Below are 23,163 nucleotides of genomic sequence, written 5' to 3'. Positions count from 1 at the left end.
CCCGTCCGCGCCCCGCCGGCGCGGGGCGACCGGACGTCGTCGGTGCGGAGTCGTAGGCTGGACGGCGACTCCCGCCACCCGGCAACCGGTCCGCCTGGGGAGAGCCGGTCCCGGCTCAGCCGTCGCGACGCCGACCCCCGCACGCCGGACTCGGACGCAGTCGTCCCGGGGACGGGTCTGTGCGCTTTCCGTTCTCGGTGCGAGGGATTCTGATGATCCAGGCTGGTCCTGCCACGGCGACCGACGCGGCTCCGGCCGCGCTGCACGGGCTGCTCGACGCGCTGCTGCGGGAGGAGACCTTCCGCGAAGTGGTGTCCGCGGCCGGTCGGCCGCACCTGGTGCTGGAGGGCCCGGTCGCCGCCCGTCCGCTGGCCGCGGCGGCGCTCGCCGCCGACACCGGTGCGGCGGCCCCGGTGCTGCTGGTGACCGCGACCGGCCGGGAGGCCGAGGAGACCGCGTCCGCGCTGGAGGACCTGCTCGGCGCGGACGGCATCGCGGTGCTCCCGTCCTGGGAGACGCTGCCGCACGAGCGGCTGTCCCCGCGCGCGGACACGGTGGGGCGCAGGCTCGCGGTGCTGCGCAGGCTCGCGCACCCCGAAGAGCACGCCGAAGGCCCGGTGCGGGTGCTGGTCACGACGGTCCGCAGCCTCATCCAGCCGATCGCGCCCGGCCTGGGCGAGCTGGCCCCGGTGCGGCTGCGGCTCGGCGACGAGCACGACTTCGAGGACCTGGTGGAACGGCTGGCCGGCCTCGCCTACTCGCGCGTGGACATGGTGGAGAAGCGCGGCGAGTTCGCCGTGCGCGGCGGCATCGTGGACGTGTTCCCGCCGACCGTGGAACACCCGCTGCGGGTGGAGTTCTGGGGCGACGAGGTCACCGAGATCCGCCCGTTCTCGGTCGCCGACCAGCGCTCGCTGCCGGATGCCACCGACACCGCGCTGTACGCCCCCGCCTGCCGCGAACTGCTGATCACCCCGGAGGTGGCGGAGCGCGCGGCCGAGCTGGCCCGGCGGCACGAGGCGGACGCGCACCTGTCCGAGATGCTCGGCAAGATCGCGGGCGGCGCCGCCGTCGAAGGCATGGAGGCGCTGATCCCGGCGCTGTGCGACGGCGAGATGCGGCTGCTCACCGAACTGGTGCCGGACGGCACCCACGTGCTGCTGTCCGACCCGGAGAAGGTGCGGGCGCGGGCCGCGGACCTGGTGCGCACCGGGCAGGAGTTCCTGGAGGCGTCCTGGATGGTCGCCGCCGACGGCGGCAAGGCCCCCATCGACCTGGGCGCCTCGGCGTACCGGGGCCTCGCGGAGGTCGAGGAGCGGACCCGGGAGATCGGGCTGCCGTGGTGGACGCTGACCCAGCTCAGCAGCGACAGCGCGGACCGCGGCGTGGTGCACCTGGGCCTCAAGCAGGTCGAGGCGTACCGCGGTGAGGTGGAGCGGGCCTTCACCGACCTGCGCGCGCACACCGCCTCCGGCGGCGCCGCGGTGCTGGTGGTGCCCGGCCAGGGGACGGCGCAGCGCGCGGTGCAGCAGTTCCGGGACGGCGAGCTGCCGGTGCGCCACGCCGCCGACGGGCTGACCGCGGCCCCCGAGACCGGCGTGATCACCGTGGTGCGCGGCGGCCTGGAGGACGGTTTCGCCGCCGCCGGGGTGGGCCTGGTGGTGCTCACCGAGACCGACCTGACCGGTGGCCGCGGCGGTACGTCCACCAAGGACATGCGCCGGATGCCCTCGCGGCGGCGCAACGCGGTGGACCCGCTGGCGCTGAAGGCCGGTGACTTCGTCGTCCACGAGCAGCACGGCATCGGCAAGTACGTGGAGATGGTGCAGCGCACCGTCGGCGGCGCCACCCGCGAGTACCTGGTGCTGGAGTACGCCTCCAGCAAGCGGGGCCAGCCCGGCGACCGGCTGTTCGTGCCCACCGACCAGCTCGACGAGGTGTCCCGCTACGTCGGCGGCGAGCTGCCGACGCTGAACAAGCTCGGCGGCTCCGACTGGAAGAACACCAAGGCCAAGGCGCGCAAGGCGGTCAAGGAGATCGCCGCCGAACTCGTGCAGCTCTACGCGGCCCGCCAGTCCGCGCCCGGCCACGCGTTCGGCCCGGACACCCCGTGGCAGCGGGAGCTGGAGGACGCGTTCCCCTACACCGAGACCGGGGACCAGCTCGCCGCGATCGACGAGGCGAAGGCCGACATGCAGCGCGCCGTCCCGATGGACCGGGTGATCTGCGGCGACGTCGGCTACGGCAAGACGGAGATCGCGGTGCGCGCCGCGTTCAAGGCCGTGCAGGACGGCAAGCAGGTGGCGGTGCTGGTGCCGACGACGCTGCTCGCCCAGCAGCACCTGAACACCTTCACCGACCGGATGCGCTCCTTCCCGGTCACCATCAAGGGCCTGTCCCGGTTCACCACCCCGCAGGAGTCGGAGCAGACGCTGCAGGGCCTCGCGGACGGTTCGGTGGACATCGTGATCGGCACGCACCGGCTGCTGCAGACCGGCGTGCGCTACAAGGACCTCGGACTGGTCATCGTCGACGAGGAGCAGCGCTTCGGCGTCGAGCACAAGGAGCACATCAAGGCGCTGCGCACCCACGTGGACGTGCTGACGATGTCGGCGACGCCCATCCCGCGGACCCTGGAGATGAGCATGGCCGGCATCCGCGAGATGTCGACCATCCTGACCCCGCCGGAGGAGCGGCACCCGGTGCTGACCTACGTCGGCGCCTACGACGAGAAGCAGGTCGGCGCCGCGATCCGCCGCGAGCTGCTGCGCGACGGCCAGGTGTTCTTCGTGCACAACCGGGTCTCCACGATCGAGAAGGCCGCCCGGTCGCTGCGCGAGCTGGTGCCGGAGGCGCGGATCGTCACCGCGCACGGCCAGATGAACGAGGAGCGCCTGGAGAAGATCATCCAGGGGTTCTGGGAGCGCGAGCACGACGTGCTGGTGTGCACCACGATCGTCGAGACCGGGCTGGACATCTCCAACGCGAACACGCTGATCGTGGAGCGCTCCGACATGCTCGGCCTCTCCCAGCTGCACCAGCTGCGCGGCCGGGTCGGGCGCGCCCGCGAGCGCGGCTACGCGTACTTCCTGTACCCGGGCGAGAAACCGCTCACCGACACCGCGCACGACCGGCTCGCGACGATCGCGCAGAACTCGGAGCTCGGCGCGGGCATGGCGGTGGCGATGAAGGACCTGGAGATCCGCGGCGCGGGCAACATCCTCGGCGCCGAGCAGTCCGGGCACATCGCGGGCGTCGGCTTCGACCTGTACGTGCGGCTCGTCGGCGAGGCCGTGGAGGCGTTCAAGCAGCACGCGGGCGCGGGCACCGCCGACCTGGAGCAGGAGCTCGCCGAGGTGCGGGTGGACCTGCCGGTCGACGCGCACATCCCGCACGACTACGTGCCGGGGGAGCGGCTGCGGCTGGAGGCCTACCGGAAGATCGCGGCGGCCGGGGACCAGGCCGCGCTGGACGCGGTGCGCGCCGAGCTGGAGGACCGCTACGGTCCGCTGCCGGAACCGGTGCGGCGACTGCTGAAGGTCGCCGCGTTCCGCCAGGTGTGCCGGGAACACGGCGTCACCGAGGTGACCTTGCAGGGCTCCTCGCTGCGGGTGGCGCCGCTGGAACTGGCCGACTCGCAGCAGATGCGGCTCAAGCGGCTCTACCCGAAGGCGGTGTACAAGGCGACGGTCCGCACCGTGTCCGTGCCGCGGCCGACCGAAGGTGCCGCGGGCGGGCGGATCGGCGCGCCGCCGCTGCGGGACGAGGCGCTGCTGGAGTGGTGCGCGACCCTGCTGACCTCGCTCGCCGGTCGACCGGCGCCGGTGGGCTGACCGCGTCCTGAACCCGCTGCCGCGCGGTGCGTTCCGCTCGGCCGGACGGGTGCGTGCTCGGCGGTTCTGCTGGCGGTGGTGCGTGCGCCGGGGCATGATCGGCGCGCGTTCGCGAGCGCTCCGCTCCCGCCGGTGGTCCGGGGTCTGATCGGTGGTCGTGCGGTGCCGGGAGGCAACCCGCTCGGCCGTGGCGCGTCTGAACTCGTAGGTGGCCGCGCCGGTCGGCGCGCCTCCTGGTGTTGCAGGGGCGGGGAGAGGACGAGGGCGTGGAGCGTGCACGAGGACCGCAGCGACCGAGGAATGCTCGTCCGGGGCCGTCCCGTCCCGGCGAGGCGACGACCGTGCGGCACCCCGTCGTTCCCCGCGAACCACCTCGCCCGCGCAGGCCGCGCCGCGCGCGGAAGTTCTTCGGGCGCACGGTGATCGCCCTGCTGTCGGTGGCGGTCCTGGGGAGCAGCGCCTACGCGTGGGGCGCCCTCAACGGGGTCACCGGCGGGCTCTCCGGCAGCGATGTCATCGGCAGCGGCCTGAACTCGCCGGACGGCGCGACCGACGTGCTGCTGGTCGGCAACGACAGCCGCACCGACGCCGACGGGAACCCGCTGCCCGAAGAGGTGCTCAAGGAACTGCGCACCACCGACGACGAGGGCGGCGACCTCACCGACACGATGATCCTGGTGCGCATCCCCAACGGCGGGCAACGCGCCAGCGCCGTGTCCTTCCCCCGCGACACCATGGTCGAACTCGGCAACGGCTACGGCGAGCAGAAGCTCAATTCCGCCCTCGGCCGCGCCAAGAGCGAAGCCCGCCACCGCCTCGAACAGGACGGCGTCACCGACCCCAAGCAGCTGGAACTGCAATCCAAGGCCGAAGGCCAGAAATTCCTGATCAAAACGATCGAAGAGCTCTCCGGCGCCAGCATCGACCACTACGCTGAGGTCAACCTGCTGGGGTTCTACGACGTCACCAAGGCCGTGGGCGGCGTCGAGGTGTGCTTGAACGAGGCGGTGGACGACAGCGCGCACTCCGGCGCGGTGTTCCCCGCCGGGCGTCAGACGGTCGAAGGCGCGGACGCGTTGGCCTTCGTCCGCCAGCGCTACGGCCTGCCGAACTACGACCTGGACCGGGTGGTGCGCCAGCAGGTGTTCATGTCCGGACTGGCGAACAAGATCCTGTCCGCGGGCACGCTGGGCAACCCGGTGCGGCTCGGCGAGCTGATCGGGGCGCTGCAGAAGTCGGTGGTGGTCGATTCCGGCTGGGACATCATGGAGTTCGCGCAGCAGATGCACGGCATCGCGGGCGGCGACATCGACTTCCACACCATCCCGGTGGAGCTCGTCGGCCCGTCCGGGCGCGAAGACGTGCAGGCCGACGAGGACGAGGTGCACCGGTTCGTGGCGAACCTGCTGCTGTCCCCGCAAGAACGCGCGGTGCGCCAGCAGGCCGAGCGGTCGCCGGAGGCGCAGCCCGAGACCTCCGAGTCGAGCTCCCCGGCGGAGGTCTCCGTGGACGTCTACAACGCCTCCGGCATCACCGGCCTGGCCGCGGGCGTGGCGAACCACCTGGCGGCGCAGGGCTTCGGCACCGGGTCGACGGGCAACGCGGCGTCGGCGAGCTCCTCCTCGGTGCGGGTCGCCGCGGGCGAGCAGGACGCGGGGGAGCAGGTCGCGGCGGCGCTCGGCGGAATCCCGGTGCGCACCAGCGGATCCGTCCCGGCGGGCACCGCCGAGGTGTACCTCGGCGCGGACTACGACGGTCCGGGTGCGGTGAACTTCGCCGGTGCGAAGGCACTGCGGCTGGACGGACTGCGGCTCGCCCAGGAACCGGAGCAGCCGATCACCGCGGGCGGCGTGCCCTGCGTGAACTGACCGGGGCCGGACCCGGCGGGCGGAGGTTTCACCCTGCGATGATCTCGTGAGAGGGTGATCGCTGTGAGTTCCGCCATGCACCGGGTCCGCCCGCTCGCGTTGATCCTGCTCTGCTGCGCACTGCTCGCCGGTTGCGGTGTCGAACCGGGCAAGGCGGGCGCCGCGGCGTTCGTCGGGGAGGCGCGGATCCCGGTCAACGAGGTGCAGAGCCGCTACCGCGCGGTCCTGGACAAGGAGCCCGAGGCGAAGGCGCAGCTGTCCGAGCAGGGCATGCTCGGCGAGCTCAGCCGCCGGATGGCCGCAGACCTGGTGCGCCGCGAGCTGATGAAGCAGGCCGCGCGGACCGAGGACCTGGACGTGGACGAGCGGCGGGTCGCCGACGTCATCGACTCGGCCGGTGGTCCGCAGGCCGCCAGCAAGGGCCAGATCTACACCGAGAGCGACATCCAGGACGTGGTGCGCAGCCGGCTGCTCGCGGCCGAGCTGGGCCGCAAGTACGTGGACCGGTTGTCGGTCGTCTACGACGTCACCTCCGCGATGAACCGCCGCGAAGCCGAGGAGAAGGTGCGGCGGATGGCGGGCGGTGACGCGGAATCGGCCGCGCTCGTCGCCGAGGACCGGCAGGCCGGGACGGGTGCCGCCGCCGACCAGCGGCTGCGCTCCGCCGACGTGCCCGACCTGGCGGCGGGCACCCCGCTGTTCGGCGCGCGCACCGGCACGGCGATGGCGTTCGAGCTGCAGCCGCAGTCCGGGCAGTGGACGGTGGTGCGGATCAAGCGCCGCGAGGTGGGCCCGCCGCCGCCCGCGCCGAGCGCCGCCGGAGCGGACGAGATGAAGATGCAGGCCCTGGGCGACCAGCTGCTGCGGGTCACCGCCCAGCAGGTCGGGGTCGAGCTGAGCCCGCGCTACGGCGTGTGGGACGAGCTGGGCCTGTCGGCGGCGCCGAACGCGGACGAGACCACCGGGATCGTCCTGCCCGGCGCGCGTTCCTGACGGCGGGTCGGGCGGTCGCCGTCCCGCGTCCGCACCGCCGGCCGGGTGGGGTGCCGTGGTGCCGATGCCCCGGCTGCGGCCGAACAGGTGATCTTCGCGGCGCGAGTCGCCGAAGATCACCCGTACCGGGTGATGCGCCGGTGTGTCGGACGGGGGTGCGGGCGGGTTCCCCGGCAACCTCCGCGGCATGGATCGAGCACTGCGGCGGAGGACGGCCGCGCGGTTGGGACAATCGCGCCATGCACAACGCACGTTCGGCGGCGCCGGGGTCCGGCGACCGCACCAGCGGTTCCGGTGGAACCGGCGCGACCTCCCGCTTTCCGGACCTCGGGACGGTGGCGCCCGGGACGGCGGTGGTGCTCGTGGACGACCGCCTCGGGGACGTGATCCCGGCGGCGGCGGTGCCCGCGCTGCGCCGCGCCGCCGCGGTGCACGCGGTGCCGGGACTCCCGCCCGCCACGGTCTCCGCGCTGGACGACCCGGGAACGCCCGACGTGCCGGAGCTGCTGGCCGGGGCCGAGCGCGAACCGGTGGTGCTGTTCGCCCCGGACGTGCACTCGGCGCAGGCGGCGGCGCTGCTGGAAGCGGGTGCGGTCCTGCTCGGCGCGCAACCACCGGTGGGTGCGGAACTGCTGGACGCGGTGGCGGTGATGGACCGGCTGCGCTCGCCGGGCGGCTGCCCGTGGGACGCGGAGCAGGACCACGACTCGCTGCGCCGCTACCTGGTGGAGGAGACCTACGAGCTGCTGGACGCGATCGAGCAGCGGGACCGGGCGTCGCTGCGCGAAGAGCTGGGGGACGTGCTGCTGCAGGTGCTGTTCCACGCGCGGATCGCGGCCGAGGACGGCGCGGAACCGTTCGGGGTGGACGAGGTCGCCGCCGACCTGGTCGGCAAGCTGGTGTCCCGGCACCCGCAGGTGTTCACCGAGGCAGGTTCGGTGCACGACGCCGAGTCCCAGCAGCTGCGCTGGGACGAGCTGAAGCAGCGGGAGAAGCAGCGCGAGTCCGTCCTGGACGGCGTGGCCACCGGGCAGCCCGCCGCGGCGCTGGCGGCCAAGTTGGTGAACCGCGCCGACCGCGCCGGAGTGCCGCGCGAGCTGCTCACCGCTGCCGGATCACCGGGGGCGGGCTTGTTCGAGCTGGTCGCCCGCGCCAGGCTGGACGGCGGTGATCCGGAGGACGAGCTGCGCGCCGCCGCGCTGGACTTCGACGGGCGCGTGCGGGCAGCGGAGGCCGCGGCGCGGGCCGACGGGCACGATCCGCACCGGCTCACCTCGGAGCAGTGGGCCTCCTACTGGAGCCGTGGCGGTGCGACCAGCGGGAACGATCACAACTAGTCCACTGTGGACTGAATCGGTGGGGCGGCCGTCCGCCCGCACCGCGGCACCCCCGCACTCGTTGATCCGGGCGGTGCCCGCGCGGCGGCGAGCGAAAAGTCCGGTTCGCTCCCGGGTGTTGATCCGGTACGTGCACACTGGAGTGGGAGAGGGAGGGCATTCGTGTCGCAGCAACTCAGCACGAGCAGGTCGTGGCGGTTCGCCGGAGTGGTACCGATGATCGCACTGCTCGTCTCGTGCGGCACCGAGCCGGACCGCGAACCCGAGCAGATCCGACCCAGCGTGCAGGCCGTCCCCCCGCCCGCGGTGGCGCCCCCCGACGGCGGCGTCGACCCGCCCCCGGTCCGGGTGCTGCCCGAAGGCGGCCCGCCGCTGCCCACCACGGAACGGCCCCAGCTGCAGCTCACCGCCTGGGCCGAATCGATGTCCGACGAGCTCAACATCCCCCGCGCCGCCCTGCAGGCCTACGGCTACGCCGCCGGAGCCGTCGCGCAGAGCCACCCCGGCTGCGGGCTCGGCTGGACCACCCTCGCCGGGATCGGCGCCATCGAATCCAGCCACGGCCGCTACGGCGGCGCCCGCCTCGACGAGACCGGCAGACCCACCATCCCGATCATCGGCCTGCCGCTGGACGGCAGCCACGGCGTCAAGCGCATCGAGGACACCGACGGCGGCAGGCTCGACGGCGACCCCGTCTTCGACCGGGCCATCGGGCCCCTCCAGTTCATCCCCACCACCTGGCAGCGGTGGGCCGTGGACGCCGACGGCGACGGCGTCGCCGACCCCAACGACATCGACGACGCCGCGCTCGCCGCCGCCGAGTACCTGTGCACCGTCGGCGGCGACCTGCAGGACCCGGACCGGTTCTGGGTCGCGCTGCTCGACTACAACGAGAGCCACGACTACGGGCAGGACGTGCTCGACCACGCGGACCACTACGGCAAGACCAGCCGCACCCTCTTCGGCACCGACTGATCGAGTCCCTGGTCCGAGGGCGGATGGTCGATTCGTGTTCGCTCCTAGTTCTCGCGACTACCGGCAAGTAGCCTGATCGCGTGACCGACCCGACCGCCTCCCGGCTGCGCGGAGTGGCCGCCGCCGTCGGACGCTTGGCCGTGGCGCTGGCCCTCGTCGCCACGATGGGCGCCGGGGTCGCGTTGGCCTCGACCCTCACCCGGCCCGAAGCCGCACCCGCGGCCGGCCCACCGCCCGAGCAGGTCGTGGTGGAACCCGCGCCGGTGCTGCCCGGCTCCGCCGCGCCCCTCGTCCCCGAGCCCGCGCAGCAGTCCGCGCCCGCGGGCGAAGACCCGGTGCGGGAATGGGCCGATCACGTCGCCGCCTCGGCGGACGTGCCGTCCCGAGCGCTGATCTCCTACGTCAACGCGGACCTGGCGATGCGCCAGTACCAGCCCGGCTGCCGCATCTCCTGGGCCATGCTCGCCGGGATCGGCCGCATCGAGTCCAACCACGGGCGCTACGGGAACCGGGTGCTCGGCGACGACGCGGTGCCCTCCAGCCCGATCATCGGCGTGGCGCTGGACGGCACTCCCGGCGTGCGGGCCATCGGCGACACCGACGGCGGGGCGCTCGACGGCGACCCGGTGCACGACCGGGCGGTCGGCCCGATGCAGTTCATCCCGTCCACCTGGCGCAAGTGGGCCACCGACGGCAACGGCGACGGGATCGGCGACCCGCAGAACCTGGACGACGCGGCGATGGCCGCGGCGCGCTACCTGTGCTCCAGCGGGCGCGACCTGACCACCGGCGCCGGCTGGTGGGGCGCGGTGATGTCGTACAACAACTCGGTGGAGTACGGGCAGAAGGTGTACGCGATCGCGGAGAGCTACTCGGCGGCCGCGAGCCGCCGGGGATGAACCCCGGGGCTCAGCCGCCGCGGGTGGCCAGCCGGGCGTTGATCTCGCCCAGCGCCTCCTGGTAGGCGGGGTCGGGATTCATCACCGCCGCCAGCTGGACCTGGCTGCGTGCCTCCCGGAGCCGTCCCTGCCGCTGCAGGGTGCGGCCCAGCACCAGCCGGGCGTAGTGGTCGGACGGATCGAGCTCGATCACCCGCAGGAACGCGGCCTCGGCCCGGCGAAACTGGGCGGTGAACAGGTAAGCCCTCCCTAGCAGCAGCTGGACGGAGGGCTTGTCCTCGGCGATGTCGAGCACGGGTTGCAGTGCGCGGAGAGCTTCCCAAGGTCGGCGCTGGGCGACCAGGCTCTCCGCCCGGCGGAACGCTTCAACGGTGCCTTCGCTGCTCATGGTCCGCTCAACGGTACGTGCCGAGCCCGGTGTTCCTCGACGGCCGAGCGGATGTCACCGGGGCCCGTCCAGGCCGCCGGCGATCACCGCGCGTGGCCACCGGGGCGATCTCGGCCGTTCCGGCGGACGTGCGCGGTGTGGCGTGCGCGAAGTCGGCCGCACCGGCCTCGCGCCCACCGATAGGCTCGGGGGCGGTCGTGGGGCGATCGGCGCCCGCTCGCGCGCACGGGCGAGGCGGGGCGGGCCGCCCATACCTCAAACCCTGGTTAGGAGCACACGTGGCGATCATCGAACAGGTCGGCGCCCGCGAGATCCTGGACTCGCGCGGTAACCCCACCGTCGAGGTCGAAGTGGCACTGGAAGACGGCACGCTGGCCCGCGCGGCCGTCCCGTCGGGCGCTTCCACCGGTGAGCACGAGGCGGTCGAGCTGCGGGACGGCGACGCCGAGCGCTACGGCGGCAAGGGCGTCGAGAAGGCCGTCGAAGCGGTCCTCGACGAGATCGGCCCGGAGCTGGCCGGCCTGGACGCGACCGAGCAGCGCGTCGTCGACCAGAAGCTCGTCGACCTCGACGGCACCCCGGGCAAGTCCCGGCTCGGTGCCAACGCCATCCTCGGCGCCTCGCTGGCCGTCGCGAAGGCCGCCGCGGACTCGGCGGGCCTGGAGCTGTTCCGCTACGTCGGCGGCCCCAACGCGCACGTGCTGCCGGTGCCGATGATGAACATCCTCAACGGTGGCGCCCACGCCGACACCGGGGTGGACGTGCAGGAGTTCATGATCGCGCCGGTGGGTGCGGACTCCTTCTCCGACGCGCTGCGCTGGGGTGCGGAGACTTACCACGCGCTGAAGTCGGTGCTCAAGGCCAAGGGCCTGCCCACCGGGCTCGGTGACGAGGGCGGCTTCGCCCCCGACCTGCCGAACAACCGCGAGGCCCTCGACCTCATCGCGGTGGCCGTGGACAAGGCCGGGTTCAAGCTGGGCACCGACATCGTGCTCGCGCTGGACGTCGCCGCCACCGAGTTCTTCGAGGACGGCGCCTACACCTTCGAGAAGGCCAAGCGCAGCGCCGAGCAGATGACCGGCTACTACACCGAGCTGCTCGACAACTACCCGCTGGTCTCCATCGAGGACCCGCTGGGCGAGGACGACTGGGACGGCTGGGTGCAGCTGACCAGCGAGCTCGGCGAGCGGGTGCAGCTGGTCGGCGACGACCTGTTCGTCACCAACCCGGAGCGCCTCGAAGAGGGCATCAACCGCCGCGCGGGCAACGCGCTGCTGGTGAAGGTCAACCAGATCGGCACCCTGTCCGAGACGCTGGACGCGGTGAACCTGGCGAACTCCTGCGGCTACAAGAGCATGATGAGCCACCGCTCCGGCGAGACCGAGGACACCACGATCGCCGACCTCGCGGTGGCCACCGGCTGCGGCCAGATCAAGACCGGTGCCCCGGCGCGCAGCGAGCGGGTCGCCAAGTACAACCAGCTGCTGCGCATCGAGGAAGCGCTCGGGGACGCCGCCCGCTACGCGGGTGAGCTGGCTTTCCCGCGGCTCAACCTGGAGGCGTGACATCCTGGTCACCAGCGGTCCGCGAGGCCGGGTGACCACGACGACGGGTGCGGACGATGCCGAGCGGGCGATCTTCTGATCGACAGCAGCGCCGTCGCGGGGACGGTTCCTCGTCGACGCGCGGGAACGGTGCGCGCCGCCGTTCGGAGGCGCAGACCACCGCGAAGCGGTCCGGGACGCGGGCGGGAGCCCAGGCGGGTTCCGGCCCGCGGTCGAAGACCGGATCCCGCTCGGAGACCGCGGGCGCGTTCAAGCTCTCCTCGACGCGGCGGGCGGCGCTGCTGGCGCTGCTGCTGTGCGCGATGGCGCTGAGCGTGTCCGTGCCGCTGCGCACCTACCTGAGCCAGCGCGGTGAACTCGCCGCGCAGGAGCAGCAGCGCACCGAGCTCGTCCAGCAGGTGCGCGAACTGGAACTGCGCAAGGCGCAGCTTTCCGACCCGGAGCGGGTGGAGGCCGAGGCCCGCTCCCGGCTGGGGTACGTGCGGCCCGGGGAGACGCCGTACATCGTGGACCTGCCCGGCCGACCGGCCACGCCGCCCACGGCGCCGGAACCGGAGGAGGACGGCGCCTGGTACTCGGATCTGTGGAAGTCGCTGACAGGGAACTGACGTGAGCAACACTTCGGCGGTCGCCGCGAGCGACCGCGACAGCATCGCCCGCCAGCTGGGCCGACCGCCGCGCGGGCTGCGCGCGGTGGCGGCGCGCGACGCGGCGGGGGAGCCGGCCGTGGTGCAGACGCACCCGCGCCTGGAGGACGGCACGCCGTTCCCGACCCTGTACTACTTGACCTCGCCGCGGCTGGTGGCGCACTGCTCCACGCTGGAGGCCGAGGGGTTGATGCGTGAGATGCAGGACCGGCTCGCCGCGGACCCGGAGCTGGCGGAGCGCTACCGCGCCGCGCACGAGTCCTACCTGGCGGAGCGGGACGCGATCGAGTCGCTGGGCACCCGGGTCACGGCGGGCGGCATGCCGGACCGGGTGAAGTGCCTGCACGTCCACGTGGCGCACTCGCTGGCCACGGGGCCCGGGGTGAACCCGTTCGGCGACGAGGCGCTGGAGATCATCGAGCGCCGCTGGCCGGAGAAGGCGCCCGAGCCCGCGGACTGATCGGTTGCGCGTCGTCGCCCGGCCCGCTGCGGTCGCGGGGCGGCGGCGCGCGTCGCCGGAGCACTCACTCCTGGGGTGGTGCCTCTCGCGCAGTGCCGGCGGAACCGCGTGCGGCGGGGCCTCGGCCTGCGGAGATCGACTCCATCGTGTTCGATCAGCTGGCTTGATCACAGAGCATGATCGAAGCTGCTATTAATGCCACTCGATCGAGTGAGCGCAAGAGTCGTGACGCGCCGCTTCGTGCCACCGTGGTGACGGATCCAGCGCCGGTGGCGATGCCCCGAGCGCGGACGATCTCGTGGGGGCTGGAGGCACCGTGGCAGTTCGCAACACCCGTCCCACCGCTCGCCGCCGGAACCGGCGCCGGTGGCGCGCCGCGACCGCGCTCACCCCCACGCTGCTCCTCGTCGCCGCCTCCAGCACCCTGCTCTCGCTGCCGCCGCCGACCGTGCGCGACGGGCGCGCCGAATCCGCCCCGGACAGCGGGCTCTACGGAGCCAGCGGGCACCTGCCGCAGACCCGCGAACCCAGCACCGAACTGCTCGACCTCGCGGGCCGGCCGCAGCGCCTGCCCGGTCCGCCGGACGACCAGCCCAGCGGACGACTCGACATCCCCGAGCCGATGATGGCCGCCTACGTCGGTGCCGCCGACCGGCTCGTCGGCACGCACCCGGGCTGCGGCGTGCACTGGTCGGTGCTCGCCTCCATCGGCCGCATCGAATCCGCGCACGCCCGCGGAGGCGAGGTCGACGTCGACGGCAACGCCCTCTCCGCGATCCTCGGGCCCCGGCTCAGCGGCGGACCCGGCGTCGCCGCCATCCCGGACACCGACGGCGGCAGCCTGGACGGCGACCCGGTGTGGGACCGCGCCGTCGGCGCCATGCAGTTCATCCCCGGCACTTGGAACGAGTACGCCCTCGACGGCAACGACGACGGCGAGCTCAGCCCGCACAACGTGCACGACGCGGCGGCCACCGCGGGCGCCTACCTGTGCAGCGCCGGTGGAGACCTGCGGGAACGGCGGGCGCTGGCGGAGGCGGTGTTCCGCTACAACCACTCCGACGACTACGTGCGCACGGTGCTGACCTGGGCCGACGCCTACGCGGACGGCGCGTTCCCGCAGCCGGTGGAGCCGCTGCCGGAACCCGACGGGCGCGACGTGCTCGCGGGCAGCAGGTTGCCCGCGGCCCGGCCGGAGCAGGTGATCGCCGCGCCGCCGGAGCCCGGCTCGGGCGCGTCGGCACTGACCCCGCCGTCACCCGGCGCGCCGCCCGCGCCGGACGAGGCCGCGCGGCCCACCTGGCCGGGGGCGTCGACCGCGGACCCCGGTGCGGACGCACCGCCGGAACCGGGGCGGCCGGACGAGCCGGCGCCGGAGGACGGTGCGACCTCGCCCGCACCCGCGCCCGCGGAGAGCTCGGACCCGGAGGACCCGTCCGCCCCGCCGACGTCCGGTTCGGTCCCGCCTGCGGATCAGCCGCCTTCGGACCGGCCGCCTTCGGACGCCCCGCCGTCCGATGCGCCGCCGTCCGCCGGTCCGACCCCGACGGAACCCGGTGCCCCGGCGTCGGAGGAACCGAGCGACCCCGGCCCGACCTCCGGCGCCCAGCCGTCCAGCGAGGAGCCGTCCCGGCCGTCCGCGACGGGGGAGCCCTCGAACCCGGACGAGGTCCCGTCGAGCACCGCCCCGCCGTCCGCCGACCCAGGGCGACCCACGGCCGGACCGCGCCCGCCCGGGTCCGCGACCTCGGAGCCGACCTCCCGGCCGAGCACCGACCCGACCGAACCGAGCACCCCGGTCTCCTCGACGTTCCCGGAGGCCGCGGGCGTCCTGGACCCGTGCGAGGTCGGCGCGCTCGACGAAGGCCGGTTCGTCCTGCGCGGCGGGGAGACCGCCGCCCCTCGGCTGGAGGCGGGCACGAGCGATCCGGGGGAGGCGAAGCCCGGCGAGGTCGTGCTCGTGCGGCCCGCGTCCACCGGTCCGCTGCAGGCGTGCGAGGTGCCCGCCGACTTCAAGCCCCGCCCATGATCATCCGATCAGGTGAGTGAGCTCGAATCTCGCCCGAGGGTGGACCGGTCGGTCCGCACCGCCTGACCGGCGGCGGAAGTCGTTCACCCGGCCGGTGCCGGTCCGCCGTCCCGGGTTGCGCCGACACGCCGCCGGTGAGTCCGCGCCGAACCGTTCCCCGGCAGCCGCTAGCGTGGTCGCCGATCGAGGAACGGGGCAATCGCTCCGGAGCACCGACCAGAGCGAGGAGAAGCCCATGTCCAGGGTGGCCGCGATCGACTGCGGGACGAATTCGATCCGGCTGCTGGTGGCCGACGTGACCGCGAGCTCCGACGGCGTCCGCGACCTGCGCGACGTGCACCGCGAGATGCGGGTGGTCCGGCTCGGCCAGGGCGTCGACGCCACCGGCCGGCTCGCCGAGGAAGCGCTGGAGCGCACCCGGGCGGCGCTCGTCGACTACGCGGCCATCGCGCGCCGCAAGGGCGTGGAGCGGATCCGGATGGTGGCGACCTCGGCGACCCGCGACGCCGCGAACCGGGACGTCTTCTTCGCGATGGTGCGCGAGACCCTCGGCGTCGACGCCGAGGTGATCACCGGGGACGAGGAGGCGCGCCTGTCGTTCATCGGTGCGGTCGGTGACTTCGACCCCGCCGACGGCCCGTTCGTGGTCACCGACGTGGGGGGTGGCTCCACCGAGCTCGTCGTGGGGAGCTGGGACGGCGCGCAGGCCCGGATCGACGCGGCCTTCTCCGCCGACGTCGGCTGCGTGCGGCTCACCGAGCGCTGCCTGCACACCGACCCGCCATCCGCGGCGGACGTCGCCGAGGCCGAGCGGGTCGCTCGCGGCATCCTGGACGAGGCGTTCGCCGCGGTGGACGCCTCCGGCGCCCGGACCTGGGTCGGAGTCGCCGGAACGGTGACCACGCTGTCCGCGGTGGCGCAGAACTTGCCGGTTTACGATCCCGCGGCAATTCACCTTTCCCGTTTATCCCAGAAACAGCTCGGAGAAACGACTTCGGAGCTGTTGGCGATGACTCATGAAGAACGCGCTGCGATCGGTTCCATGCACCCGGGTCGGGTCGACGTGATCAGTGGTGGTGCGCTCGTCGTCAAGGTCCTCGCCGACGAGCTGGCCGAGCGCGCCCGGATCGATGCGGTCGCGGTGTCCGAGCACGACATCCTGGACGGGATCGCCCTGTCTATCAGCTAGTTCTCAGAGTGTGGTCGATCGCCTCCGGCGTGTGGATAGGTTGGTTTCTGGATCGAACCAGAAAGTGACGGATTTGTGACGGGGCACTGCGGGTGGGGGTTTCTCATTTATGTTTACGCTCATCTATCGCGGTGGTGAACATCGTCGCCGCGAGGTGTGACCCCGAGAAATCCTCGCAGGGGCGCGCGTGGGAAGTGGGAGGACGCATGCGAAAGGGACGTCTGGCCGCGATGCTGGCGGCCCCGCTGGCGGTGGCCTTGCTGGCCTCCGGCTGCGGTGGCGGCGGGAGTTCGGCGTCGGCGGACACGGTCACCGTCGAGTGGGGCGAGCCGGAGAACCCGTTGATCCCCGGCAACACCACCGAGGTCAACGGCGGCAACGTCATCGACTCGATCTTCTCCGGCTTGGTCAAGTACTCGCCGGACGACGCTTCGGTGAGCAACGAGATGGCGGAGCAGATCACTCCTTCGCCTGACAACAAGTCGTTCACCATCAAGATCAAGCCGGGCTGGACGTTCCACGACGGGTCCCCCGTCACCGCCGACAGCTTCGTCAAGGCCTGGAACTACACCGCCTACGGCCCGAACGGGCAGCAGGGCGCGAGCTTCTTCGAGCAGATCAAGGGCTACGACGACGTCAACCCCGCGGACCCGGACGGCGCGAGCGGCCCGCAGGAGGCCCCGAAGCCGACCGCCGAGACGATGTCCGGGCTGAAGGTCCTCGACCCGAACACGTTCCAGGTCGAGCTCAAGGCCCCGCTGGCGATCTTCCCGACCATGCTGGGCTACTCGGCGTTCTACCCGCTGCCCGAGGTGTTCTACACCGACAAGGACGGGTTCGAGGACAAGCCGATCGGCAACGGCCCGTTCAAGTTCGACTCCCGGTCGCCGAACGAGAGCCTCACCGTCACCCGCTACGACGAGTTCAAGGGCGAGGACAAGGCCAAGGTCGGCGCGGTCGAGTTCAAGGTCTACGACGAGCTCGACACCGCCTACCAGGACCTGGTCTCGGGCAACCTCGACTTCATCCGCCAGGTGCCGGTCTCGGCGCTCACCGGTGACAAGTGGCGCGCCGACCTCGGCGAAGGTGCCCAGGAGAAGCCGGGTCTGCTGACCCAGAACATCGCGTTCCCGCTCTACGACGAGCGCTTCAAGAACCCGGACCTGCGCAAGGCGATCTCGATGGCGATCGACCGCCCGACGATCACCCAGCAGATCTTCGCCGGCAGCCGCCAGCCCGCCGACGGCTGGACCTCCCCGTCGGTCGAGGGCTTCGTGCCCGGCCAGTGCGGCGAGTACTGCACGTTCAACCCGGAGAAGGCCAAGCAGCTGCTGGCCAAGGCCGGCGGGTTCGACGGCACGCTGACGATCATCACCAACGGCGACGGCGGCCACAACGAGTGGTCCGAGGCGGTCGCGTCCAGCATCCGCCAGAACCTGGGCATCGACGTGCAGTACACGCCGACCCCCACCTTCAGCGAGTTCCGCCGCCAGGCCAACGCCCGCGAGTTCACCGGCATGTACCGCACCGGCTGGGTCGCGGACTACCCGAACATCGAGACGTTCCTGACGCAGCTGTACCGCACCGGTGCGTCCTCGAACGACGGCGAGTACTCCAACCCGGCCTTCGACGCCGCGCTGGACAAGGCCAACGCCGCGCCGAACGTGGAAGCGGCCAACAAGCTCTACGCGGACGCGGAGAAGCTGCTGGCCAACGACATGCCGGTGATCCCGCTGTGGACCCAGCCGGTCCAGGCCGGTTTCTCCACCGAGCGGCTGGCCGAAGCGAAGGCGACGCCGTTCCGCAAGCTGGACCTGACGTCGGTGACGCTGAAGCAGCAGTAAGCAGAGCGAGGCGCCCGGCTCGCCCCGGAACGCACGGGGGGGGCCGGGCCGCGTTCTTCGTGCACAGGAGGACCGGTGGGACGTTACGTACTGCGACGGCTGTTGCAGTTGATCCCAGTTTTCATCGGCACCACATTCCTCATCTACGCGATGGTGTGGGCCGTCCCGGGTGATCCGTTCGCCGGCAAGTGCGGTGAGCGGCCCTGCCCGGAGTCGTACGTCAAGGAGATGACGGAGCAGTTCAACCTGGACGACCCGCTCGTCGTGCAGTACTTCAAGTACCTCGCGCAGCTGTTCAGCGGGGACTTCGGCGAGACCTACAACGGCGTCCAGATCTCCCAGCTGATCGCCAACGCCTACCCGACCACCGTGCGGCTGGCCCTGGTGGCGCTGGTCATCGAGGCCGTCATCGGCGTCCTGGCCGGCATCGTCACCGGCCTGCGCGGCAAGGGGTTCCTGGACAGCCTGGTGCTGGTCTCCACGCTGTTCCTGATCTCGCTGCCGGTGTTCGTCACCGGGTTCGTGCTGAAGGTGTGGCTGGGCACCGAACTGGGGTTGATCAAGACATCCGTCGGGTCGGACCCCACGTTCGGCGAGCTGCTCGTACCGGGCTTCGTGCTCGGCAGCTTGTCGATGGCCTACGTGGCCAGGCTGACCAGGACGAGCATGATGGAGAACAAGCGCGCCGACTACGTGCGCACGGCCTACGCGAAGGGTCTGGAACCGCGCCGCGTCGTCGGCGTGCACCTGCTGCGGAACTCGATGATCCCGGTGATCACCTTCCTGGGCACCGACCTGGGTGCGCTCATGGGCGGGGCCATCGTCACCGAAGGCGTGTTCAACATCCGGGGCATCGGCGGGCTGGTCTACAAGGCCATCCTCACCAAGGAAGGCATGACCGTCACCGGCATCGTCACGCTGCTGGTGCTGGTCTACCTGCTGATGAACCTCCTGGTGGACATCCTGTACGCGGTCCTGGACCCGAGGATTCGATATGACTGAACCGACTGCCACTGTCGTCACCACCACGCAATCCGGGACCGACCCGATGGCGGCCCACGAGATCAAGCCCGAGAAGCCGCGCGGCCTGTGGGCCGACGCCTGGCGGGACCTGCGCCGCAGGCCGCTGTTCCTGATCTCCTCGGCGATCATCTTCGTGCTGCTGCTGATGGTCGCCTTCCCGCAGCTGTTCACCTCCGCCGACCCGAACAACGCGATCCTGACCAACGCGCGGCAGGGCCCGTCCGCGGACGCCTGGTTCGGCTACGACGTGCAGGGGCGGGACATCTACGCGCGCGCCGTCTACGGCGCCCGCGCGTCCATCGCGGTCGGCGTGCTCGCGACGCTGGGCACGGTGCTGATCGGCTCCGTCGTCGGCATCATCGGCGGCTACTACGGCGGCTGGCTGGACAACCTGCTGTCCCGGTTCTCCGAGATCTTCCTCGGCCTGCCGTTCGTGCTCGGCGCCATCGTCATCCTGACCACCTTCAACCAGCCCGGTGACATCCCCAGCGGAACCCGGGTGATCCTGCAGGTGGTGGGGTCGATCGCGGCGCTGTCCTGGCCGATCGCGATGCGCATCATGCGGTCCGCGGCGATCTCGGCGAAGCAGCAGGACTACGTGAAGGCGGCGCGCGCCCTGGGGGCGAAGCCGTCGCGGATCATCCTGCGGCACATGCTGCCGAACTGCCTCGCGCCGGTGCTGGTGTACGCCACGATCGCGCTCGGCGGGTTCATCGGCGCCGAGGCCACGTTGTCCTACCTGGGCCTCGGGCTGAAGTACCCGGTGGTGTCCTGGGGCGTGATGATCGCGGACTCCCGCGACTACATCGAGACCGCCCCGCACCTGCTGCTGTTCCCCGCCGGGTTCCTGGTGGTCACCGTGCTGGCGTTCGTGATGCTCGGTGACGCTGTCCGCGACGCGCTCGACCCGAAGCAGAAGTAGGAGGACCGCTGTGTCCGACAAGGACGAGAAGGCAGGGCGGCTGCTCGACGTCGAGGACCTGCACGTGGAGTTCCGCACCCGCGACGGCGTCGCGAAGGTGCTCAACGGCGTCAGCTACCACGTCGACCCCGGCGAGACGCTGGCCGTGCTGGGCGAATCCGGCTCCGGTAAGAGCGTCACCGCCCAGACCGTGATGGGCATCCTGGACACCCCGCCGGGCTTCATCACCGGCGGCGCCATCCGCTACGACGGCGAGGACCTGCTCACCGCCACCGACGCCCGTCGGCGCGAGCTGCGCGGCGACTCGATGGCGATGATCTTCCAGGACGCGCTGTCGGCGCTGAACCCGGTGTTCACCGTCGGCTTCCAGATCGCCGAGCAGCTGCGGCTGCGGCGCGGCATGTCCCGCAAGGACGCCACCGCCCGCGCCGTGGAACTGCTGGACATGGTGAAGATCCCGAACGCGAAGCAGCGGGTGAAGGAGTACCCGCACCAGTTCTCCGGCGGCATGCGGCAGCGGGCGATGATCGCGATGTCGCTGGCGCTGGACCCGAAGCTGCTCATCGCCGACGAACCGACCACCGCGCTGGACGTGACAGTGCAGGCCCAGATCATGGACCTGCTCGACGAGCTGCGCCGCGAGCGGGGGATGGGCCTGATCCTCATCACCCACGACCTCGGCGTGGTCGCGGAGGTCGCGGACCGGATCGTGGTGATGTACGCGGGCCGCATCGTCGAGGCCGCCGACGCCTACAGCCTCTACGCGCAGCCCGGGCACCCCTACACCGAGGGGTTGATGCGGTCGATCCCGCGCCTGGACCTGAAGGGCCAGGACCTGGACACGATCAAGGGCCTGCCGCCGAACCTGATGAAGATCCCCAGCGGCTGCCCGTTCCACCCGCGCTGCCCGCGCGCCCAGGACCGCTGCCAGGAGCAGGTTCCCGAGCAGCACCTGCTCGGGGGCGGCCGGACCAGCGCCTGCCACTTCGCCGAGGAGCTGATGACCAGTGAGTGAGCCGATCCTCGAAGTGCGGGACCTGGTCAAGCACTTCCCGATCAACCGCGGCATCGTCTTCCAGCGCACCGTCGGGCAGGTGCGCGCCGTGGACGGCGTCTCGTTCGACCTGAACAAGGGCGAGACGCTCGGCATCGTCGGCGAATCCGGCTGCGGGAAGTCCACGCTGGCGCAGGTGCTGATGCGGCTGGAAATGCCGACCAGCGGCTCCGCCACCTTCGAAGGCCGCGACATGTTCAAGATGCGCGGCGCCGAGCTGCGCAAGCTGCGCCGCGACATGCAGATCGTGCTGCAGGACCCGTACACGTCGCTGAATCCGCGTCGCACCGTCGGCGACATCATCGGCGAACCCTTCGAGATCCACCCCGAGGTGGCGCCGAAGGGCGACCGGCAGCGCAAGGTGCAGGAACTGCTGGAGGTGGTGGGGCTCAACCCCGAGCACCTGCAGCGCTACCCGCACCAGTTCTCCGGCGGCCAGCGGCAGCGCATCGGCATCGCGCGGGCGCTGGCGCTGCGTCCGAAGGTGATCGTCTGCGACGAGCCGGTGTCGGCGCTGGACGTGTCGATCCAGGCGCAGGTGATGAACCTGCTGGGCGAGCTGCAGCAGGAGTTCGGCCTCTCGTACGTGTTCATCGCCCACGACCTGGGCGTGGTGCGGCACCTGTCGGACCGGGTCGGCGTGATGTACCTGGGCAAGATGGTGGAGATCGGCACCGACGAGCAGATCTACGAGCATCCGCAGCACCCGTACACGCAGGCGCTGCTGTCCTCGGTCCCGGTGCCGGACCCGACGTTGCGCGGCAAGCGCGAGGTCATCCGGCTGACCGGGGACGTGCCGAGCCCGGCGAACCCGCCGTCGGGCTGCCGCTTCCGCACCCGGTGCTGGAAGGCGCAGGACATCTGTGCGGAGAGCGCGCCGGAGCTGGAGGTGCGGCTGGGCGAACACCCGGCGGCCTGCCACTTCGCGGAGGAACGGCCGCACGTCGTCGCTTGATCGCGCGAGCGCGCCCCGCCCGGCTCAGGGCGGGGCGCGCGCTCACGCGTCGAGCCGACCCACCCCGCCGTAGGCGTTCGCCTGCCCCGCCTCGCCGAAGCTGATCTGCGAATCGGGGCGCCACAGCGGCGAGAGCACCAGCCCCGGATCGGCCAGGACGTACCCGTCGAACAGGCTCAGCACGCTGTCCCGGTCGCGCCACAGCACCGGGGTCGGCGTCCGCGCCATCACCTCGTGCGCCACCCGCGCCTGCTCGTCGGTGGCGGACACCTGCGAGATGTGCGAGATCGCGATCCAGCTGCCCGGAGCGCTCGCCTCCCGGTAGCTGGCGACGAGCCGGTGCACCTCCTCGTCGTCCGGCACGAACGGCAGGATGGCGATGGCCAGCACCGCGATCGGCCGGGAGAAGTCGAGCATCCCGGCCACCCCGGGCGCGGTGAGCACGCTCTGCGGATCCCGCACGTCGGCCTGGGTGATCGTCACGTTGGACTGCCCGGTGAGCATCCGCTGGGCGTGCGCCACCGCCACCGGCTCGTGGTCGACGTAGGCGACCCGCGTCGACGGATCGATGCGGTGCGCGATCTCGTGCACGTTGCCCACGGTGGGGATGCCGGAACCCAGGTCGAGGAACTGGTCGACGCCCTCCGAGAGCAGGAACCGCACCACCCGCCCGAGGAACGCCCGGTTCGCCCGCGCGTACACCGCGGACTGCGGCAGCACCTCCAGCGCGTCGTCGGCCGCCTTGCGGTCGATCGCGAAGTGCGCGGAGCCGCCGAGGTAGTAGTCGTACATGCGGGCCGAGTTCGGGCGATCGGTGTCGGGCACCGAGGGCATGTTCCGGAACAGGTCGTACTCGTTGGCGCCCATGCCTTTGATGTTGCAACAAGGAACGGAAGTTGACCATGCCCGTTCCGCGGTCGAAGTGCAGAACCGCAGGTGCGCTGACCGGTTCTCGCCAGAACCAGGGGAATGCACAACCGAAACGTCCGGCTGCAATTCGTCACCGATTCCGAACGCACGGTGATCAGCCATTCCTGGAATGCGCGGGCACCGGGGTGCCCGGGGGGGGGGGGCCCGGGGCCCCGGGGGGGGCGGGGCCCCCCCGGGGGGGGGGGGGGGGCCCGGGGGCGGGGCGGGGGGGCGGGGGCCGGGGGGGGGCGGTTAAAAATTTGGCCCCCCGGG

Annotated in this window: 18 protein-coding genes; 16 read left to right on the top strand and 2 right to left on the bottom strand. The window is 72.1% G+C overall.

The features are described 5' to 3' along the window. Positions 1–212: 212 nt before the first annotated feature. The 6 genes from mfd (at position 213) to LCD33_RS14385 (ending at position 9,905) form a co-directional block, all read left to right on the top strand. Positions 213–3,833 carry a transcription-repair coupling factor gene (mfd, locus tag LCD33_RS14410; protein WP_224958613.1) on the top strand — a complete coding sequence of 1,207 codons (3,621 nt, stop codon included), beginning with the start codon at positions 213–215 and terminating at the stop codon, positions 3,831–3,833. Between the two features lie 341 nt (positions 3,834–4,174). Next, positions 4,175–5,701 (top strand): LCP family protein, encoded by a 1,527-nt coding sequence (locus tag LCD33_RS14405; RefSeq protein WP_224966310.1) that lies wholly within the window; start codon positions 4,175–4,177, stop codon positions 5,699–5,701. Positions 5,702–5,764: 63 nt separating this feature from the next. Then, on the top strand, positions 5,765–6,694 hold the full coding sequence (locus LCD33_RS14400; RefSeq protein WP_224966309.1) for a SurA N-terminal domain-containing protein: 930 nt from the start codon (positions 5,765–5,767) through the stop codon (positions 6,692–6,694). 239 nt (positions 6,695–6,933) lie between these two features. Continuing rightward, positions 6,934–8,031, top strand: coding sequence for a MazG family protein (locus tag LCD33_RS14395; protein WP_224958618.1), 1,098 nt, complete (start codon positions 6,934–6,936; stop codon positions 8,029–8,031). 162 nt (positions 8,032–8,193) lie between these two features. After that, on the top strand, positions 8,194–9,006 hold the full coding sequence (locus LCD33_RS14390) for a lytic murein transglycosylase (RefSeq protein ID WP_224966307.1): 813 nt from the start codon (positions 8,194–8,196) through the stop codon (positions 9,004–9,006). Positions 9,007–9,086: 80 nt separating this feature from the next. After that, positions 9,087–9,905 carry a lytic murein transglycosylase gene (locus tag LCD33_RS14385; protein WP_224958897.1) on the top strand — a complete coding sequence of 273 codons (819 nt, stop codon included), beginning with the start codon at positions 9,087–9,089 and terminating at the stop codon, positions 9,903–9,905. A 10-nt stretch (positions 9,906–9,915) separates the two neighbouring features. On the opposite strand, the gene LCD33_RS14380 is transcribed toward LCD33_RS14385, so the two are convergent. Next, complete coding sequence (locus tag LCD33_RS14380) at positions 9,916–10,293, bottom strand: tetratricopeptide repeat protein (protein ID WP_224958898.1); 378 nt, start codon at positions 10,291–10,293, stop codon at positions 9,916–9,918. A gap of 278 nt (positions 10,294–10,571) precedes the next feature. On the opposite strand from LCD33_RS14380, the gene eno reads away from it, so the two are divergent. The 10 genes from eno to LCD33_RS14330 all read left to right on the top strand — a co-directional run bounded on the left by eno (position 10,572) and on the right by LCD33_RS14330 (position 21,981). Further along, positions 10,572–11,858 (top strand): phosphopyruvate hydratase, encoded by a 1,287-nt coding sequence (gene eno / locus LCD33_RS14375; protein ID WP_224958899.1) that lies wholly within the window; start codon positions 10,572–10,574, stop codon positions 11,856–11,858. 56 nt (positions 11,859–11,914) lie between these two features. Beyond that, positions 11,915–12,466 carry a septum formation initiator family protein gene (locus LCD33_RS14370; RefSeq protein WP_224977938.1) on the top strand — a complete coding sequence of 184 codons (552 nt, stop codon included), beginning with the start codon at positions 11,915–11,917 and terminating at the stop codon, positions 12,464–12,466. A gap of 1 nt (position 12,467) precedes the next feature. Continuing rightward, the gene (locus LCD33_RS14365) at positions 12,468–12,965 is read left to right on the top strand and encodes a DUF501 domain-containing protein (protein WP_224958900.1); all 498 of its coding nucleotides are present in this window, start codon (positions 12,468–12,470) and stop codon (positions 12,963–12,965) included. Between the two features lie 316 nt (positions 12,966–13,281). Then, a complete protein-coding gene (locus LCD33_RS14360) occupies positions 13,282–14,994 on the top strand; it encodes a lytic transglycosylase domain-containing protein (RefSeq protein ID WP_224958901.1) in 1,713 nt (570 codons plus the stop codon). A gap of 235 nt (positions 14,995–15,229) precedes the next feature. Further along, positions 15,230–16,183, top strand: a complete 954-nt coding sequence (locus tag LCD33_RS14355; protein WP_224958902.1) for a Ppx/GppA phosphatase family protein — start codon at positions 15,230–15,232, stop codon at positions 16,181–16,183. A 206-nt stretch (positions 16,184–16,389) separates the two neighbouring features. Then, positions 16,390–18,027 carry an ABC transporter substrate-binding protein gene (locus tag LCD33_RS14350; protein ID WP_224966305.1) on the top strand — a complete coding sequence of 546 codons (1,638 nt, stop codon included), beginning with the start codon at positions 16,390–16,392 and terminating at the stop codon, positions 18,025–18,027. Positions 18,028–18,102: 75 nt separating this feature from the next. Further along, the gene (locus LCD33_RS14345) at positions 18,103–19,029 is read left to right on the top strand and encodes an ABC transporter permease (RefSeq protein WP_224958904.1); all 927 of its coding nucleotides are present in this window, start codon (positions 18,103–18,105) and stop codon (positions 19,027–19,029) included. Continuing rightward, complete coding sequence (locus LCD33_RS14340; RefSeq protein ID WP_373689986.1) at positions 19,022–19,972, top strand: ABC transporter permease; 951 nt, start codon at positions 19,022–19,024, stop codon at positions 19,970–19,972. The genes LCD33_RS14345 and LCD33_RS14340 overlap by 8 nt, the downstream gene beginning before the upstream one ends. A gap of 10 nt (positions 19,973–19,982) precedes the next feature. Then, positions 19,983–20,987, top strand: a complete 1,005-nt coding sequence (locus tag LCD33_RS14335) for an ABC transporter ATP-binding protein (RefSeq protein ID WP_224958906.1) — start codon at positions 19,983–19,985, stop codon at positions 20,985–20,987. Continuing rightward, positions 20,980–21,981: an ABC transporter ATP-binding protein gene (locus LCD33_RS14330; RefSeq protein ID WP_224958908.1), complete on the top strand. Its 1,002-nt coding sequence runs from the start codon at positions 20,980–20,982 to the stop codon at positions 21,979–21,981. Before LCD33_RS14335 ends, LCD33_RS14330 begins: the two co-directional genes overlap by 8 nt. Before the next feature lie 42 nt (positions 21,982–22,023). On the opposite strand, the gene LCD33_RS14325 is transcribed toward LCD33_RS14330, so the two are convergent. Continuing rightward, complete coding sequence (locus LCD33_RS14325; RefSeq protein ID WP_224966304.1) at positions 22,024–22,848, bottom strand: SAM-dependent methyltransferase; 825 nt, start codon at positions 22,846–22,848, stop codon at positions 22,024–22,026. Positions 22,849–23,163 lie beyond the last annotated feature (315 nt).

The sequence above is a fragment of the Saccharopolyspora sp. 7B genome (assembly GCF_020177435.1).
Taxonomy (GTDB): Bacteria; Actinomycetota; Actinomycetes; order Mycobacteriales; family Pseudonocardiaceae; genus Saccharopolyspora_C; species Saccharopolyspora_C gregorii.
Note: the sequence above shows the minus strand (reverse complement) of the source record. Positions and strands in the feature narration are given on the sequence as shown.

What these genes read in the sequence shown, in the direction of transcription:
- mfd (WP_224958613.1), top strand. Translation starts at nt 213, where the DNA reads ATGATCCAGGCTGGTCCTGCCACGGCGACCGACGCGGCTCCGGCCGCG.
- LCD33_RS14395 (WP_224958618.1), top strand. Translation starts at nt 6,934, where the DNA reads ATGCACAACGCACGTTCGGCGGCGCCGGGGTCCGGCGACCGCACCAGC.
- LCD33_RS14380 (WP_224958898.1), bottom strand. Translation starts at nt 10,293, where the DNA reads ATGAGCAGCGAAGGCACCGTTGAAGCGTTCCGCCGGGCGGAGAGCCTG.
- LCD33_RS14370 (WP_224977938.1), top strand. Translation starts at nt 11,915, where the DNA reads ATGCCGAGCGGGCGATCTTCTGATCGACAGCAGCGCCGTCGCGGGGAC.
- LCD33_RS14355 (WP_224958902.1), top strand. Translation starts at nt 15,230, where the DNA reads ATGTCCAGGGTGGCCGCGATCGACTGCGGGACGAATTCGATCCGGCTG.
- LCD33_RS14350 (WP_224966305.1), top strand. Translation starts at nt 16,390, where the DNA reads ATGCGAAAGGGACGTCTGGCCGCGATGCTGGCGGCCCCGCTGGCGGTG.
- LCD33_RS14340 (WP_373689986.1), top strand. Translation starts at nt 19,022, where the DNA reads ATGACTGAACCGACTGCCACTGTCGTCACCACCACGCAATCCGGGACC.
- LCD33_RS14325 (WP_224966304.1), bottom strand. Translation starts at nt 22,848, where the DNA reads ATGGGCGCCAACGAGTACGACCTGTTCCGGAACATGCCCTCGGTGCCC.